Consider the following 14,900-nt stretch of genomic DNA (forward strand, 5'->3'; position numbering starts at 1 on the left):
GTACCCCGCCGGGCAAGGATCCGACCGGTGCGCACGTGGTCCGGCGGGTGGCCGGGCGGGCCGGGCGGGCCGGGCGGGCCGGGTAGGTCCACCGCGGGCCCCGCACCTCGAAGGGGCACCGGGAACCGCGCGACCGGCCACGGCGGCGCCCCGGTCGGGCCGGCGTCGTACCGCGGCATTCCAGCCGAGCGGCCGGGGCGGTGGCCTGTACGCAGCCACGTGGGCCGCCGGGGCGCGGGGCCGCCGGTTCGCCGGTTCGCCGGGCCGCCGGGGCTACGACGCCGTCGGCAGGACCACCTCGAAGCGGCAGCCGCCGGGGATGTTGCGGACCGTGGCCCGGCCCCGGTGCGCCTCGACGATGCCCCGGACGATCGCCAGGCCCAGCCCCGCGCCCGCCGGGGGCGTCCGCGCGTCGGTGCCCCGCCACCCGGTGTCGAACACCCTGGACAGATCCTCCTCCGGGATGCCGCCGCAGCCGTCGGACACGGACAGCACCACGCCGTCGGCGGAGCGTTCGGCGGCCACGGCGACCGTGCCGTCCGCAGGGGTCCGGCGGATCGCGTTCACCAGCAGGTTCCCCAGCACCCGGCTCATCTCCTTGCCGTCGACCTCGACGGGCACCGGCTCGATGGAGTTGCCCACGAGGCGTACGCCGTGCTCCCGGGCGAGCGGGTCGGCGCCCGCGAGCGCGTCCCCGACCAGGTCGTACAGCGATATCCGGGTGGGGGCGAGCGCGAGTGCGCCCGCGTGGATGCGGGACAGCTCGAAGAGGTCGCCGACCATGTCGTTGAGCCGCTCCACCTCGGTGCGCATCTGCCGCAGGTAGCGGTCGGGGTCGGCGGCGACCCCGTCCTCCAGCGCCTCCGACATGGCGCGCAGACCCGCCAGCGGGGTGCGCAGGTCGTGCGAGATCCAGGCGACCAGTTCCCGCCGGGACGCCTCCAGCGCCCGCTCCCGTTCCCGGGACTCGGCCAGCCGCGCGCTGGTGGCGGCCAGCTCACGGCTGAGCACGTCCAGTTCCGCGGTGGTCGGGCCGTCGGGCGCGGCGAAGGCGCCGCCGTCCCCGAACGAGCGTGCGGCGACCGCGAGTTCGCGGCTGCGGGCGACGACCCAGCGGCCCAGCAGCAGTGCGGTGGCCAGCGACACCACGGCCGCCATGGCGACGACCGTGGTCACCACGGTCAGGTCGTGCGGCGACAGGAACATCGCCCAGGCCACCGCCAGCGTTCCGGACAGCATCGCGACCACGCCGACCGCGGCGACCACGGCGATGGACGCCGTCAGCGAGCGCCGCCGGATCAGGTACAGCACACCCGCGCCGGCCAGGCCGGTGGCGGCGGCTCCGGCGAACGCGTACAGGGAGATGAGAACGACGTCGGACACGGTCAGCGCACCTCGCAGCCGGAGGCCGCGTCGGCCTCGAAGCGGTAGCCGACCCCCCACACCGTCTGGATCAGGCGCGGCCGGGCCGGATCGTCCTCGACCTTGCCGCGCAGCCGGCGGATGTGGACGGTCACGGTCGACAGGTCGCCGAACTCCCAGCCCCACACCTCCCGCATCAGGTCCTCGCGGCTGAACGCCCGCCCGGGGTGGCGCAGAAAGAACAGCAGCAGGTCGAACTCGCGCAGAGTGAGCGCGAGTTCCGCGCCGTCCTTGGTGGCCCGGCGGGCGTCCGGGTCGACGGTGAGCCCCGCCGCGGCCACCTGGTGGCCGGCCGGCGCCGGCCGGCTGCGGCGCAGCACCGACTCCACGCGCAGCACCAGTTCGCGCGGGCTGAACGGCTTCGTCACGTAGTCGTCCGCGCCGACCTCCAGGCCCAGGATCCGGTCGTCCTCGTCGCCCCGCGCGGTGAGCATGATGACCGGCACCGGGCCGCCGCCGCGCAGCCGCCGGCACACCTCCAGGCCGTCCATGCCCGGCAGCATCAGATCCAGCACCACCAGGTCCGGGCGGTGCGCCGCGGCCCGCTCCAGAGCCCTGGGCCCGTCGTCCGCGCGGTCCACGAGGTAACCGGCGCGGTCCAGATACCCGGCGACGACCTCGGCGACGGTCGGATCGTCGTCGACCACGAGGACCCGGGCCTGCCCGGGGCCCCCGGCACGCGCCCCGAGGGGCTCAAACGGCTGTTGCATGCTCCCAGCCTCGCACTTCCCCCGCGCCCCGGGCCGGCCGCGGTCGCGACGTCCGCGTTTCGTAAGGACCGGAAGTCCGGTATGTCCCGATCGGGTCCGTAGGGTGGAGGGGTGACGACCCATTCAACGGACGTCGACGTGGTGCTGCCCTGCCTGGACGAGGCCGAGGCCCTGCCCTGGGTCCTCGAACGGATTCCGCCCGGCTGGCGCGCCCTGGTCGTCGACAACGGCTCCACCGACGGCTCCGCGGACATCGCCCGAACGCTCGGCGCGACCGTCGTGAGTGAATCCCGCCGCGGCTTCGGCGCCGCCTGCCACGCCGGGCTGACCGCGGCCACCGCCGAGATCGTGTGCTTCTGCGACTGCGACGCCTCGCTCGATCCGGGCCGCCTCAGGCCCTTCGTCGAGGAGATCCGCGCCGGACGGGCCGACCTGGTCCTCGGCCGCCGCCGCCCGCAGCGGCGCGGCACCTGGCCCGTGCACGCCCGCGCCGGGAATCTCGCCCTTGCCCGGCTGCTGCGCCGCCGCACCGGTCTGCGGCTGCACGACCTCGGGCCGCTGCGCGCCGCCCGTCGCGAACCGCTGCTCGACCTCGGGCTCACCGACCGGCGCAGCGGCTACCCCCTCCAGATGGTCGTCCGCGCCGCCGACGCCGGCTGGCGGGTCACCGAGCACGACGTGCCGTACCTGCCGCGGACCGGCACCTCCAAGGTGACCGGCACCTGGCGCGGCACCTGGCACGCCGTGCGGGACATGAGCCGGGTGCTCAACGAGCCGCCCGCCGCGGCGCGGGAGCACTCGCCGGAAGAGCCGGCGGATGCGGACACGGCGGCCGTCCGTGCCGCCGGCCCCGTCCGGGCCGTCCAGGAGGCGCCGGCCGCGCGGTACGACAGGAGGGCGGCCCGGTGACCACACGGACCAGAGCGATCACACCGAGCACATCGAGCGCACGAACCAGACCGAGCAGACCGAGCAGACCGAGCAGACCGAGCAGACCGAGCAGGCCGAGCACATCGAGCGCACGAACCAGACCGAGCAGGCCGACCAGGCCGAGCAGGCCGAGCAGACCTGTCGGACGGACCGGTCCGGTCACATCGACGGGGCAGGCGGGGTCGGCCGGGTCGACGCCGCCGGTGACGCCGACGGCCGAGCCGACGGCGCCGGTGACACCCGCGCCGCCGGTTCCGGTGTCCGTGCCGCCGTCCGGGGCCGCGGCCGACAGGAGGGCGAGACGTTGACCACGCCGACCACGCCGACCACGCCGACCACTGCGGGCACGCCGGCCGCGCGGACCGCGCGGACGACGCTGCTCGTCATCGCCAAGGAGCCCCGCCCCGGCCGGGTCAAGACCCGCCTCACCCCTCCCTTCACCCCCGAACAGGCCGCCCGGCTCGCCGAAGCCGCCCTGGCCGACACCCTGCACGCCGTGGCGGCCGCCCCCGCCGCCCGGCGTGTGCTGGTGCTGGACGGCACTCCCGGCCCCTGGCTGCCGCCCGGTATCGACGTCGTACCCCAGCGCGCCGGCACGCTCGACGAGCGGCTCGCCGACGCCTTCGCGCGCTGCACCGGTCCGGCCCTGCTGATCGGCATGGACACCCCCCAGGTCACGCCCGACCTGCTCCGCGACGGCCTCGACGGTCACGACGCCTGCTTCGGCCCCGCCGAGGACGGCGGCTTCTGGGCGCTGGGCCTCGCCGAGCCCGACCCGAGGCTGCTGCGCGGCGTGCCCATGTCCCGCCCGGACACCGGGGCCCGGCAGCGCGAGCGCCTCGTGGCCGCCGGGCTGCGGGTGCGCGACCTGCCCCGGCTGCGCGACGTCGACACCGCCGCGGACGCCCACGCGGTCGCCGCCCTCGCCCCGCACAGCCGGTTCGCCGCCCGGCTCGCCCAGTGCGCCTCGGCGGCCGGACGGTGAGCACCACCGCCCCCGCCTGGGCGGCCGCCGACCCCTACGCCGCCGCACTCCGCGCCGGCCGCGGCCCGCTGTTCCTGCGCCGTACCGACGGCTGGCTGCTGCCGCTGGAGATCGAACGCTGGTGCGCGCGGGCCGACGCCGTCGACCGCAAGGCCCTCGACCGCTGCGAGGGCACCGTTCTCGACATCGGCTGCGGCCCCGGACGGCTGGTGGCGGAGCTCGCCGCACGCGGCCGGACCGTCCTCGGCATCGACGTCAGCCAGGCCGCCGTCGACCAGACGGCGCGCCTCGGCGCGCCGGCCCTGCGCCGGTCGGTGTTCGACCCGCTGCCCGGCGAGGGCCGCTGGGGCACCCTGCTGCTGATGGACGGCAACATCGGCATCGGCGGCGACCCGCGGACCCTGCTGGAGCGGGCGGCCCGGCTGCTGCGCCCCGGCGGCCTGCTCATCGCCGAGACCGACCCGGCCGACGTCGACGAGTGCTCCGAGGTGCAGGTCGTCGACATAGCCGACCTCGCCGCCGCGCGGGCCGCGGCCGGCCTCGCGTTCCCCTGGGCCCGCCTGGGCACCCCGGCCCTGCTCTCGCACGCCCGGGGAGCCGGCTGGCGGATCGCCGATCAGTGGACGGCCGGCGGACGCCGCTTCGTGGCGCTGCGCAGGCGCAGGGCCAGCAGCAGCGCCGAACCACCGAACAGGACGGCCGTGATCAGCAGCCAGCGGCCCAGGAACCCGTCCGGGGAGAGCGCCGTCACCGACCGGTAGCGGTCGTCCACCATCCCCCCGATCAGCGGGAACCACACGAGCAGCAGCAGCCCTGACAGCGCCGCCGGCACCCGCACGTACATCACCCACTGCCGCCGGTCCACCGCGCCGAGCCCTCGCACGAGGGCCCGGTCGCAGGCGCTGTACAGCGGCACCAGCACCAGGTCGTGCAGCAGCGCGGCGCCCACGAACCACAGCGCCACGCCGAGCCAGTCGTCGTCGAACAGGCGCAGTCCGGCATAGGCGGCCAGGGCGAACGAGGAGGCCAGCAGCAGAAGTTCCAGCGGGCTGCCGACCGGGACACGGGAGCGCATCACAGGTCTCCGAACGTCAGTCGGGCCACCCATTTGGTGTTCATCACACCGGGCGCGGCGGGCACGATCGTCCGCGCGGGGAAGCCGTGGTCGGGGGAGAGCGGTTCGCCGTTGACGTACAGGGCGAGCAGCGAGCGCCCGTCGGCGACCTGGTTGGCCCGCAGGGCGGCCGCCCGGAACGCCCCGCGCCGCTGGAGCGACTCGACCATCACGTCCGGCGGGTCGCCCCCGTCGCCGACGAGCGCCGCGAGGTCCCGCAGCCGCACCCCGCGCCACCACTGGTCGGACGTCGACCAGCCCTCCACGCAGGCGATCGGCAGCGCGGCGCTGTGCAGGTCCATGGCCAGCAGGTCCGCCCGGCTCAGCCGGACCGTGCCGGTGCGGCCGGTCACCGTCAGCCGCCACACCTCGTCGTCGGTCTCTGCGGCGGTGATGCCCCGGTAGGCGGCGGTCTTGTTGACCTGGAAGCCGTCCGGTCCGCTGCCGGGCTCAGCCCAGCCGTGCGGCGCGAGCAGCGCGGTCCGCCGCAGCGCGCCGTCGAAGTTCTGGCCCACCGTGGTGGCGAACAGCAGCAGCGAGCCGCCCCCGACGAACCACAGGGCGCCACGCCGTGACACGGTCGGCTCCGCGGGCGCCGGGGACACGAGGTCGTCCCCGTGCGTCGGGCCGTCCCCGTCCGCCGGACCTCCCCCGTGCGCCGGGCCGTCCCCGTCTGCCGGACCTCCACGGTCCGCCGGGCCGTGCGCGCCCGCTCCGCCCGCTCCGCCCGTCGGGCTGCTCCGGCCGGCCGGGACGCCCGCGCCCGCGGGGCCGTTCCCGCCCGCGGAGCCCGTCCCGCCCCGCGCGCCGCCGGGGGCGCTGCCGCCGGCCGCCGCTCTCCCGTCGGCCGGGGCGTGACCGCCGGCCGGGGCGTCGGGACCGCCGGCCGGCTCGTCGGGACCGTCGGCCGGGGCGGGCCCGCCCCTCGCGTGCCGGTCCTGCGCACGCTCCTCCCGCATCCGCCGCACATTGCGCAGGGCGGTGGGGAGCTTGAGCACGGTGTGCACGACGAACGCCGAGAAGAACACCCACGCCCCGTAGAAGTGCAGCCGGTAGAACGAGCCGGGGAAGAGGTAGTCGAGCTGGATGTTGAGCACACCGGTGACGAACTCGAACAGCACGCCCCCCACCAGCAGCAGCAGCGACACCCGCTCCAGGGCGTGCGCCACGGACCGGGCGGGCGGCAGCGCGAACAGCTTCGGCACCACCGACCACAGCTTCGCCAGGAGCACCGGGATCAGGGTGAGGCCCAGCGTGACGTGCACGCCCTGGTTCAGCCGGTACAGCCAGTACGGGCTGGTGGGCCAGCTGAACAGGTAGAAGCCGAGGATGCCCTTGTCCGGCGTCTGGTCGTTCACCCGGGCCAGATCGGGGTTGTAGGCGGCGTAGGACACCAGCCCGGTCACGAACAGCACCGTGACACCGGCCAGCAGCACCAGGCCGAGGACCGAGGTGAACCGCAGACCGCGCAGCGGACTCCGCCAGAAGGCGGGCGAGGTCGGCAGCCGTGGATCGTCGCTCATGGCACGACCGTAGGCCCGCCGGGGCCGCCGAGCGGGTGCGCGACTCGTGACGAAATGCTGACATCCGGCCCGGACAGCGGCCCCGGGTCGCCCTCACGGCCTAGCGTTCCCGTGTGACCCGCTCCCCCCGCCGTGATCTCCGCGATCTCCGCGATCTCCGCGATCTCCGCGATCTCCGCGATCTCCGCTTCGACCTGTACGCCGTCCTCGCCGCCGCGCTGCTCGTGACCGCCGCCGTGCTCGTGGGCCGTCACATCCAGGACACCTACCACACCCTGCGCGTCAGCTGGCCCCCGCTGCTGGCGCACTGGGAGCCGCACGTCGGCCCCGGCACGCCCGCCGCCCTCGCCGTCGCGGCCGCCGTCGTGGCCTACGGCCCGGCGGTCGCCGCCCGGCTGCGCTGGCGGCACCTGCTCGCCGCGGCCTGGGCCACCGGCACCGCCTGGACGGTGTCCCTCGCCCTCGTCGACGGCTGGCACCGCGGCATCGCCCGCCGGCTGACCACCCGCCACGAGTACCTCCAGGTCGTCGGCGACTTCCCCGACATCCCCGCCGCCCTGCGGGACTTCACCGCGCACATCCTGCTCGACTCCCCCGACAACTGGCCCGCCCATGTCGCCGGCCACCCGCCCGCGTCCACCCTCACCTTCGTGCTGCTCGACCGGATCGGGCTGCGCGGCGGCGGCTGGGCGGGCATGTGGTGCATCCTCGTCGGCGCCACCGCCTGCCTCGCCGTCCTGGTCACCGTGCGGGCCCTGGCCGGGGAGGAACTCGCCCGCCGGGCGGCACCGTTCCTGGTCCTCGCCCCGGCCGCCGTGTGGATGGGCACCTCGGCCGACGCCTACTTCGCCGCCGTCGCCGCGTGGGCCGTCGCCACGCTCACGCTCGCGGTGACCGGCCGCCGGGCCGGCTGGGCCGCGGCCTCCGGCCTGCTCTTCGGCCTCACCTGCTACCTCTCCTACGGCCTGACGCTGTTCGCCGTCATCGGCGCGGCCGTCCTGCTGCTCGGCCGCCGGCGCCTGCGCGAACGGCCCCTCGCCCTCGGCGCCCTGTTCCTCGCCGGACTGGCCGTCGTCCCCACGGCGTTCACCGTCGCCGGGTTCGACTGGTGGGAGGCCTACCACCTCCTCGTCACGCGCTACTACCAGGGCGCGGGCGGCGTCCGGCCCTACGGCTACTGGGTGTGGGCCAACCTCGCCTGCACCGTGCTCGTCACCGGCCTGGCCACGGTGGCGGGGCTGCGGCGCACGGGCGGGACTCTGCTGCGCGGGCCCGGCGGCGACGGCGGCGGCCCCGCGGGCACGGTCCGGCCTGAGCGGCTGGCGGCCGTGGCGCCGGCCGGACGCGGGGCGGGCCCGGCGGCGGCCGACGCGGGGGGTTCCGGGACGGCCGGTTCCGGGACGGGCGGACCGCACGCGAGCGGACCCCGGACGGGCGGTTCCGGGACGGGCGGACCCGACGCGGCCGGATCCGGGACGGGCGGTTCCGGGACGGGCGGCCCCGGCGCGGGGGCCGGCCCCGGCCCCGCGCGCGTCCAGGCGGCGGCGCCGGCCGGACGATGGGCGTGGCTGCCGGCCCCGGCCGGACCGCAGGGGTCCTCGCCCTACGTCCTGGGCCTGCTGGTGGGCGCCGCGCTGCTCGCCCTGCTCACCGCCGACCTCTCCGGCATGAGCAAGGCCGAGACCGAACGCATCTGGCTGCCCTTCGCCCTGTGGCTGCTGCCCTCCTGCGCGCTCCTGACCCGTCCCCGGGCCTGGCTCGCCGCCCAGGCCGTCCTCGCCCTGCTCCTGAACCACCTGCTGAGCACCGGCTGGTGACCCCGCGGGGTGCGTCCGGGCCGACGCCTTCCGGGCGCACCCCGTCCCCCACGGCCCCGGCACACCGGCCCGTCCCGGCCGGGAGTCCGGGAGTCCGGGAGTCCGGGAGTTATGGACCTCTCGACCGCGCACGCTTTGGCCCTGTGCGTCGTACCAACACCTCGGCACAGTGGGAGGGAACCGAAAACCGAGCGGAGGACCCCTTGAGTCTCGCGTTCCTGCTGACCACCCTCGTCGTGGTGGTCACCCCCGGCTCCGGCGTGGTGTACACGCTCGCGGCCGGACTGTCCCGCGGCCGCCGGGCGAGCGTCGTCGCCGCCCTCGCCTGCACGCTGGGCATCCTGCCCCACCTGGCGGCGACCGTCACCGGACTCGCGGCGCTGCTGCACACCAGCGCGGTCGCCTACCAGACGGTGAAATACCTCGGCGTCGGCTACCTGCTCTTCCTCGCCTGGGCGACCCTCCGCGACCGGGAGGCCCTGGCCGTGACCGAGGAGCCGGCCGCCCGCTCCACCGCCCGCATCATCGTCTCCGGCGTGCTCGTCAACGTCCTCAATCCCAAACTCACCCTGTTCTTCGTGGCGCTGCTGCCGCAGTTCGCGCCGGCCGGCCCGGACGCCACCGCGGCGATGCTGCGCCTGGGCGCCGTGTTCATGGCCACCACCTTCGCCGTCTTCACCGGCTACGGCCTGTGCGCCGCCGCCGTCCGCGACCGCGTCCTCGCCCGGCCCGCCCTGCTGACCGGCGCCCGACGGGTGTTCGCCCTCTGCCTCGTCGCCCTGGGCGCCCGGCTGGCGGTGGCCTGACCGTGCGCTTTCGTCACGCGCCCGAGCTGTGGGCGCGGTTCCCGGACCTCTCGGCGGGCGTCCTGTACGCCGACGGTGTCGACGCCGCCGCCGACACCGGCCCCGCCGTCGCCGCCTACCGGGAGCGGGCCGCGGCCCGGCTGGCCCGGACGGCCGAGGGCGAGTTCCCCGAAGTCCTCGCCTGGCGGCGGGTGTTCTCCCGCACCGGGCTGAAACCCACGCAGTACCGCTGTGCCGCGGAGTCCCTGCTGCGCCGGCTCCGCAAGGAGGGCGCCCTGCCGCGCATCCACCCCGTCGTGGACCTGTGCAACGCGGTGTCCGTCGCCCACGCGGTCCCGGTGGCCGCGCTCGACGCCGACCGCATCACCGGTCCGCTGCTCGAGGTGCGCCGGGCACGAGGCGACGAGGACTACACGCCGTTCGGCGGCGGCACCGAGCACCCCGCACCCGGTGAGGTCACCTTCGCCGACTCCGCCGGCCGCGCCCACGCCCGCCGCTGGACCCACCGGCAGAGCGGCCACTCCGCGGTGGGCCCGCAGACCCGGCGGATCCTCGTGGTGGCCGAGGCCCACCACGACGGCGCGGCGGACACCGTCACCGCTGTGCTGAAGACCCTCGTCGCCGACCTCGCCGCACACTGGCCGACCGACCCCGTGACGGCGGTACTCAGCGCCGACGGGCCGGAGTTCACCTGCCCGGACCGGTGAACGGCGCCGGAGCGGCGACCGGTCCCGGGGCCGCGCGCCGGACCGCGCCCGCCCGCCGTGCCCCGGGCCGCGCGCCGTACCCGCCGGGCCGGCCTGGCACCATCGGCGGCGTGAGCACGGACCAGGACCAGGACCCCGCCCGGGACCGGGACCCCGCCCGGGACCGGGACCATGACCGGGACAGGGACCGGAACGGGGACCGGGGCCACGGCCACGCCCAGGACCGGGACCCTGACCGGGGCCGGGATGAGGAGTGGGGCCGGGACGAGGAGCGGGGCCGGGCCGGGAAGCGGCACGGCGGAGACCGGGACCGGCACCCCGCCGGCACCACCGCCGGGCGCCGGGAGGGCGGTGGCGCACCGGAGCACGCCGCCGGGCCCGGGTCCGACTTCCTCCAGCTGGACGCGGCCGCCGTGCCCGCCACGGGCAAGGCGGACTGGCTGGCCGGACGGCTGCGCCAGGCGGTCGCCGACGGGCGGCTGACGGTGGGCAGCAGGCTGCCGTCCACCCGGGTGCTCGCCGCCGAGCTGCACCTGTCCCGCGGCGTCGTCACCGAGGCGTACCGGCGGCTCGCCGAGGACGGGCAGGTCGAGGGCCGCCGCCGCGGCGGCACCGTGGTGGTCGCGGCGCCGGGCCCGCTGCCGCCCGCGGGGGCGGAGCCGGCCCCGCCCCCGGCCCCGGCGGCCGCGCATCCGTTCGCCGGGGAGCCCGCGCCGGACGTCTTCGAGACGCTGAGGGCCGCACCCGCCCGGATCGACCTCACCCCCGGCCGCCCCGACCTCGCCGTCTTCCCGCGGGCGGCCTGGCTGCGCGCCGAGCGGGCCGTACTCGCCGGGCTCCGCGCCGACACCCTCGGCTACGGGGACCCGCGGGGCGCGCCGGCGCTGCGACGGGCCGTGGCCGGCTGGCTCGCCCGCAGCCGGGGCATCCGGGTGACGCCCGAGGAGCTGATCGTCGTGGCGGGCACCGCGCAGGCCCTCACCCTGCTGCACCCGGTCCTCGGCGCGGACGGCGTGGACGCCGTGGCCGTGGAGGACCCCGGTTCGCTCGGCTCCCGCCGGCACCTGGGCCGCGGCCGTCTCGCCACACCGCCGGTCCAGGTCGACGGGGACGGCATCCGCGTCGACGCGCTGCGCGCCACCGGAGCCCGCGCGGTCCTGCTGACGCCCGCCCACCAGTTCCCCATGGGCGTGGTCACCAGCGGCGAACGACGGCGCGCCCTGCGGGACTGGGCCCGGCGGGGCGGGCTGATCCTGGAGGACGACTACGACGCCGAGCACCGCTACGACCGGCCGCCGGTGCCCGCGCTGCGCGCCCTCCTGGCCGACCACGTCTGCTATCTGGGCAGTGTGTCCAAGCTGCTCGCGCCCGCCCTGCGGATCGGCTGGATGGTTCCGCCGCCCCGGCACCTGGCCGCGCTGGTCGACGCCAAGCGGTTCTCCGACCTCGGCAACCCGGTGCTGCCCCAGCTGGTGCTGGCCCGGCTGATGGAGTCCGGCGACCTGGAGCGCCATCTGCGGATGCTGCGCGGCCGCCACCGGCGGCGCCGGGACGCGATGATCACCGCCCTGGCCGAACATCTGCCGGACGCGGTCGTGCACGGTGCGGCGGCCGGCCTGCACCTGACCGTCACCTACCCGCAGGACGTGCCCGACACCGAACTGGCCGCCGCCGCGCTCACCCGGGGCGTGAAGTGCCAGCCCCTGTCCTGGCACCGGCAGCTCCCCGGCCGGCCGGGGCTGGTCCTCGGCTACTCGGCCACGGCGCCCGGGGCCGTCGCCGAGGGCGTGGCCACCCTGGGCCGCACCCTGCGCGCCCTCTCCGGCTGAGCCACACCCTGCCCGACCCTGCCCTGCCCGACCCTGCCAGGGCAGGGCGCGGCGGGGCGGGGCGGCGTGCGCCGGGCCGCGGGATCGTCGCGCCGGGGCTAGCCTGAACCACGGGACACGGCGCACCCCGCCCGCCCCTGCACGCCCTGGTGCCGCGCCGGCTTCGCCGTGCGGCCGGCACGGCTCCTGGCCCACCGGAGGTAGCAGCCATGGCCGACTGGCGCGGACGCGCGGTACGAGCGGGCAAGCGGCCCTTCACCCGGCCCGCGCGCGCGACGGTGGGGCCCGAGCACGAGGCGCCCGAGCACACGATGGACCCGCGCGCCGACGAGGAGCAGGAACCGGCCGCGGTGTCGGTGGAGCACAGCGTCGTCGACGCCGCCCTCTACCGCAACGGGCACCGCGTCCCGGCCCCCTCCTCACTGGCGGAGATCTACCGCGAGCTGCCCGGCGAGCCCGGCACCATGGCCTGGATCGGCCTGTACCGGCCCGCCGCGAGCCAGCTGCTGGCCGCCGCCGAGCAGTTCGACCTGCACGAGCTGGCCGTCGAGGACGCCATCGTCGCCCATCAGCGGCCCAAGCTGGAGCGCTACGGCGACACCCTGTTCGTGGTACTGCGGGCGGCCCGCTACCTCGACGAGGCCGAGGAGGTCGACTTCGGCGAGATACACCTCTTCATCGGCCCCGACTTCGTGCTCACCGTCCGCCACTCCCAGGCCCCCGACCTCGGCGCGGTGCGGGGCCGCCTGGAGAAGGACCCCGAGCTGCTGGCGCTCGGCCCCGAGGCGGTGCTCTACGCGGTGCTGGACGCCGTGGTCGACGGCTACGCCCCGGTCATCGGCGGGCTGCAGAACGACATCGACGAGATCGAGACCGAGGTGTTCGGCGGCGACCCGAAGGTGTCCCGCCGCATCTACGAGCTGTCCCGCGAGGTCATCGAGTTCCAGCGGGCCGCCCGCCCGCTGCTGGGCATCATGCGGGACCTGGAGGCCGGGTTCCAGAAGTACGGCACGGACGAGGAGCTCCAGCGCTACCTGCGCGACGTCGCCGACCACGCCACCACCGCCGCGGAGCGGGTCGACGGCTTCCGGCAGATGCTGGAGAACATCCTGACGGTGAACGCCACGCTGGTCTCCCAGGCGCAGAACGAGGAGATGAAGCTGCTCGCGGAGGCCGGGCACGCGCAGAACACCGAGGTGAAGAAGATCTCCTCCTGGGCGGCCATCCTGTTCGCGCCGACCCTGATCGGCACGGTCTACGGCATGAACTTCGACCACATGCCCGAACTGCACTGGATCTTCGGCTACCCGTTCGCGATCGCCCTGATGGCTCTGGTCTGCGTCAGCCTCTACCTCGTCTTCAAGCGCCGCGACTGGCTGTGAGCCCGCCGCGGGAGCGGGACCCCCGCGCCGCGCGGGCGTCCGGGCGGGGCCGCGCGGCGCGGGCTGTCGGCGTACTGCACCGGCCGGGCGGCGGAGCGCCGCGTAACGGCCGTCGACGAGGGCGGGGGCCGTGCCCCGGAAGGTGTCCGGGACACGGCCCCCGCCCGGGGCCGCGGTGCCGCTCGGGTCAGGCCGCGGCCGCCGGGCCGGCGTGGCCGTGCACGCGGGCCAGCACCTCGGTGAGCTGCTCGACGACCTCGGCGTCGTCGGACGGGTGGGTCTCGGCGAAGCGGGTCACGGAGCCGGGGATGGACAGCTTGACGTCGTCCAGCACCTTGGCGCCGGCGATGCCCACGGCCTTGCGGGCCTCGTCCTGCGCCCACACGCCGCCGTACTGGCCGAAGGCGGTGCCGACCACGGCGACGGGCTTCCCGGCCAGGGCACCCGCGCCGTAGGGGCGGGACAGCCAGTCGATGGCGTTCTTCAGCACGGCCGGGATGGTGCCGTTGTACTCGGGGGAGAACAGCAGCAGCGCGTCCGCGGAGCCGGCGGCCTCACGCAGGGCCGCGGCGGCGGCCGGGACGGAGCCCTCCACATCGACGTCCTCGTTGTAGAAGGGCACCGCGGCGAGGCCCTCGAACAGGTCGACCTGCGCGCCCTCGGGAGCGTGCTTCACCGCCGCCTCGGCGAGCTGGCGGTTGTGCGAACCGGCGCGGAGGCTGCCGACGAGCGCGAGGATACGGACAGACATGACTTCTCCTGATGGCAGAAAGCTGAGCGGCTGGGGCGGCGCCGGACCGGAACCGATCGGTCCGGGCGACGTCTGTTGAAAGTTGTATCACCTGAACCGGACCACGGTCCAGTTGTCTGGCGAGACATCCGGACTGCGGTCCACTTCTGTGTACCAGGTAACCGGACCGAGGTCCAGTTTCATTCCCGATGGTTTAGGCTGTTCCCATGTCCGCCGATCCGCCCCTCCTCCCGCCGCAGCAACAGCCGCCGACGGGGCCTGAGTTGATCCAGCTCGGGATGCCCGAGGGTGAGCCCTGCCTGCGCGCCGACGCCGCCCGCAACCGGGCCAGGCTGCTCGACGCGGCCGCCCGGCTCATCGCCGAGCACGGCGCGGCCGGCGTCACCATGGAGGCCGTGGCGGCGGCCGCCCAGGTCGGCAAGGGCACGGTGTTCCGGCGCTTCGGCGACCGCACCGGCCTGCTGATGGCCCTGCTCGACCACTCCGAGCGACAGTTCCAGGCCGCCTTCATCGGCGGACCGCCCCCACTCGGCCCCGGCGCGCCTCCCGCGGAGCGGCTGCGCGCCTTCGGCCACGCCGTCCTGCGCCGCACCGTGGACCAGCTGGACCTGATGCTGGCCGCCGAGCCGGGCACCGAACGCCGCTTCGCCGCGCCGCCGGTCCGCGCCCTCCACGCGCATCTGCTCGTCCTGCTGCGCGGGCAGCTGCCCCCCGACGCCGACTGCGAGCTGCTGGCCCACACGCTGCTGGGCTACCTCAACCCGGTCCTCGTCCACCACCTGATCCGGCAGCGGGGCATGCCCGTGGAGCGGCTGGAGGCCGGCTGGTCCGACCTGGTCGCCCGGGTCACGGCGCCCCGGCCGCCCGGCTGAGCCCCCTCCCGGCAGCGGGCCGGGCCCTCGCCGGCCCCGGTCCGCGCCGCAA

Annotated in this window: 13 protein-coding genes and 1 pseudogene; 9 read left to right on the forward strand and 5 right to left on the reverse strand. The window is 76.2% G+C overall.

What is annotated here, in order from left to right:
* Positions 1-273 precede the first annotated feature (273 nt).
* Both AC5K6T_RS12780 and AC5K6T_RS12785 read right to left on the reverse strand, forming a co-directional pair.
* Positions 274-1,383, reverse strand: coding sequence for a sensor histidine kinase (locus AC5K6T_RS12780; RefSeq protein ID WP_493208547.1), 1,110 nt, complete (start codon positions 1,381-1,383; stop codon positions 274-276).
* 2 nt (positions 1,384-1,385) lie between these two features.
* On the reverse strand, positions 1,386-2,132 hold the full coding sequence (locus AC5K6T_RS12785; RefSeq protein ID WP_493208549.1) for a response regulator transcription factor: 747 nt from the start codon (positions 2,130-2,132) through the stop codon (positions 1,386-1,388).
* 111 nt (positions 2,133-2,243) lie between these two features.
* On the opposite strand from AC5K6T_RS12785, the gene AC5K6T_RS12790 reads away from it, so the two are divergent.
* The 3 genes and pseudogenes from AC5K6T_RS12790 to AC5K6T_RS12800 form a co-directional block, all read left to right on the forward strand.
* Entirely contained in the window at positions 2,244-3,041 is a 798-nt protein-coding gene (locus AC5K6T_RS12790; protein WP_493208551.1) for a glycosyltransferase family 2 protein, read from the forward strand.
* A 397-nt stretch (positions 3,042-3,438) separates the two neighbouring features.
* On the forward strand, positions 3,439-4,047 hold the full coding sequence (locus tag AC5K6T_RS12795) for a TIGR04282 family arsenosugar biosynthesis glycosyltransferase (RefSeq protein ID WP_493209332.1): 609 nt from the start codon (positions 3,439-3,441) through the stop codon (positions 4,045-4,047).
* Positions 4,044-4,460: pseudogene (locus AC5K6T_RS12800) on the forward strand (class I SAM-dependent methyltransferase); the annotation flags it as partial. The gene AC5K6T_RS12795 and the pseudogene AC5K6T_RS12800, both read left to right, overlap by 4 nt.
* Before the next feature lie 203 nt (positions 4,461-4,663).
* Here AC5K6T_RS12800 and AC5K6T_RS12805 read toward each other — a convergent pair.
* Together AC5K6T_RS12805 and AC5K6T_RS12810 are read right to left on the reverse strand one after the other, a co-directional pair.
* Positions 4,664-5,122, reverse strand: a complete 459-nt coding sequence (locus tag AC5K6T_RS12805) for a hypothetical protein (RefSeq protein WP_493208553.1) — start codon at positions 5,120-5,122, stop codon at positions 4,664-4,666.
* Positions 5,122-6,684, reverse strand: a complete 1,563-nt coding sequence (locus AC5K6T_RS12810) for a molybdopterin-dependent oxidoreductase (protein WP_493208555.1) — start codon at positions 6,682-6,684, stop codon at positions 5,122-5,124. The genes AC5K6T_RS12805 and AC5K6T_RS12810 overlap by 1 nt, the downstream gene beginning before the upstream one ends.
* 113 nt (positions 6,685-6,797) lie before the next feature.
* Between AC5K6T_RS12810 and AC5K6T_RS12815 the strand changes: the two genes are divergently transcribed.
* The 5 genes from AC5K6T_RS12815 to AC5K6T_RS12835 all read left to right on the forward strand — a co-directional run bounded on the left by AC5K6T_RS12815 (position 6,798) and on the right by AC5K6T_RS12835 (position 13,225).
* A complete protein-coding gene (locus AC5K6T_RS12815; protein WP_493208556.1) occupies positions 6,798-8,501 on the forward strand; it encodes a hypothetical protein in 1,704 nt (567 codons plus the stop codon).
* A gap of 203 nt (positions 8,502-8,704) precedes the next feature.
* Positions 8,705-9,307 carry a LysE family translocator gene (locus tag AC5K6T_RS12820; RefSeq protein WP_493208558.1) on the forward strand — a complete coding sequence of 201 codons (603 nt, stop codon included), beginning with the start codon at positions 8,705-8,707 and terminating at the stop codon, positions 9,305-9,307.
* 2 nt (positions 9,308-9,309) lie between these two features.
* Positions 9,310-10,014 (forward strand): B3/B4 domain-containing protein, encoded by a 705-nt coding sequence (locus AC5K6T_RS12825; protein WP_493208560.1) that lies wholly within the window; start codon positions 9,310-9,312, stop codon positions 10,012-10,014.
* A 398-nt stretch (positions 10,015-10,412) separates the two neighbouring features.
* A complete protein-coding gene (gene pdxR, locus AC5K6T_RS12830) occupies positions 10,413-11,843 on the forward strand; it encodes a MocR-like pyridoxine biosynthesis transcription factor PdxR (RefSeq protein ID WP_493209333.1) in 1,431 nt (476 codons plus the stop codon).
* Between the two features lie 209 nt (positions 11,844-12,052).
* Positions 12,053-13,225, forward strand: coding sequence for a magnesium and cobalt transport protein CorA (locus AC5K6T_RS12835; RefSeq protein WP_493208562.1), 1,173 nt, complete (start codon positions 12,053-12,055; stop codon positions 13,223-13,225).
* 187 nt (positions 13,226-13,412) lie between these two features.
* Here AC5K6T_RS12835 and AC5K6T_RS12840 read toward each other — a convergent pair whose 3' ends face one another.
* Positions 13,413-13,976 carry an NAD(P)H-dependent oxidoreductase gene (locus AC5K6T_RS12840; RefSeq protein WP_493208564.1) on the reverse strand — a complete coding sequence of 188 codons (564 nt, stop codon included), beginning with the start codon at positions 13,974-13,976 and terminating at the stop codon, positions 13,413-13,415.
* A 206-nt stretch (positions 13,977-14,182) separates the two neighbouring features.
* On the opposite strand from AC5K6T_RS12840, the gene AC5K6T_RS12845 reads away from it, so the two are divergent.
* Entirely contained in the window at positions 14,183-14,848 is a 666-nt protein-coding gene (locus AC5K6T_RS12845) for a TetR/AcrR family transcriptional regulator (protein WP_493208566.1), read from the forward strand.
* Positions 14,849-14,900 lie beyond the last annotated feature (52 nt).

The organism is Streptomyces sp. B8-7, assembly GCF_058833805.1.

What these genes read in the sequence shown, in the direction of transcription:
- AC5K6T_RS12785 (WP_493208549.1), bottom strand. Translation starts at nt 2,132, where the DNA reads ATGCAACAGCCGTTTGAGCCCCTCGGGGCGCGTGCCGGGGGCCCCGGG.
- AC5K6T_RS12805 (WP_493208553.1), bottom strand. Translation starts at nt 5,122, where the DNA reads ATGCGCTCCCGTGTCCCGGTCGGCAGCCCGCTGGAACTTCTGCTGCTG.
- AC5K6T_RS12810 (WP_493208555.1), bottom strand. Translation starts at nt 6,684, where the DNA reads ATGAGCGACGATCCACGGCTGCCGACCTCGCCCGCCTTCTGGCGGAGT.
- AC5K6T_RS12835 (WP_493208562.1), top strand. Translation starts at nt 12,053, where the DNA reads ATGGCCGACTGGCGCGGACGCGCGGTACGAGCGGGCAAGCGGCCCTTC.
- AC5K6T_RS12840 (WP_493208564.1), bottom strand. Translation starts at nt 13,976, where the DNA reads ATGTCTGTCCGTATCCTCGCGCTCGTCGGCAGCCTCCGCGCCGGTTCG.
- AC5K6T_RS12845 (WP_493208566.1), top strand. Translation starts at nt 14,183, where the DNA reads ATGTCCGCCGATCCGCCCCTCCTCCCGCCGCAGCAACAGCCGCCGACG.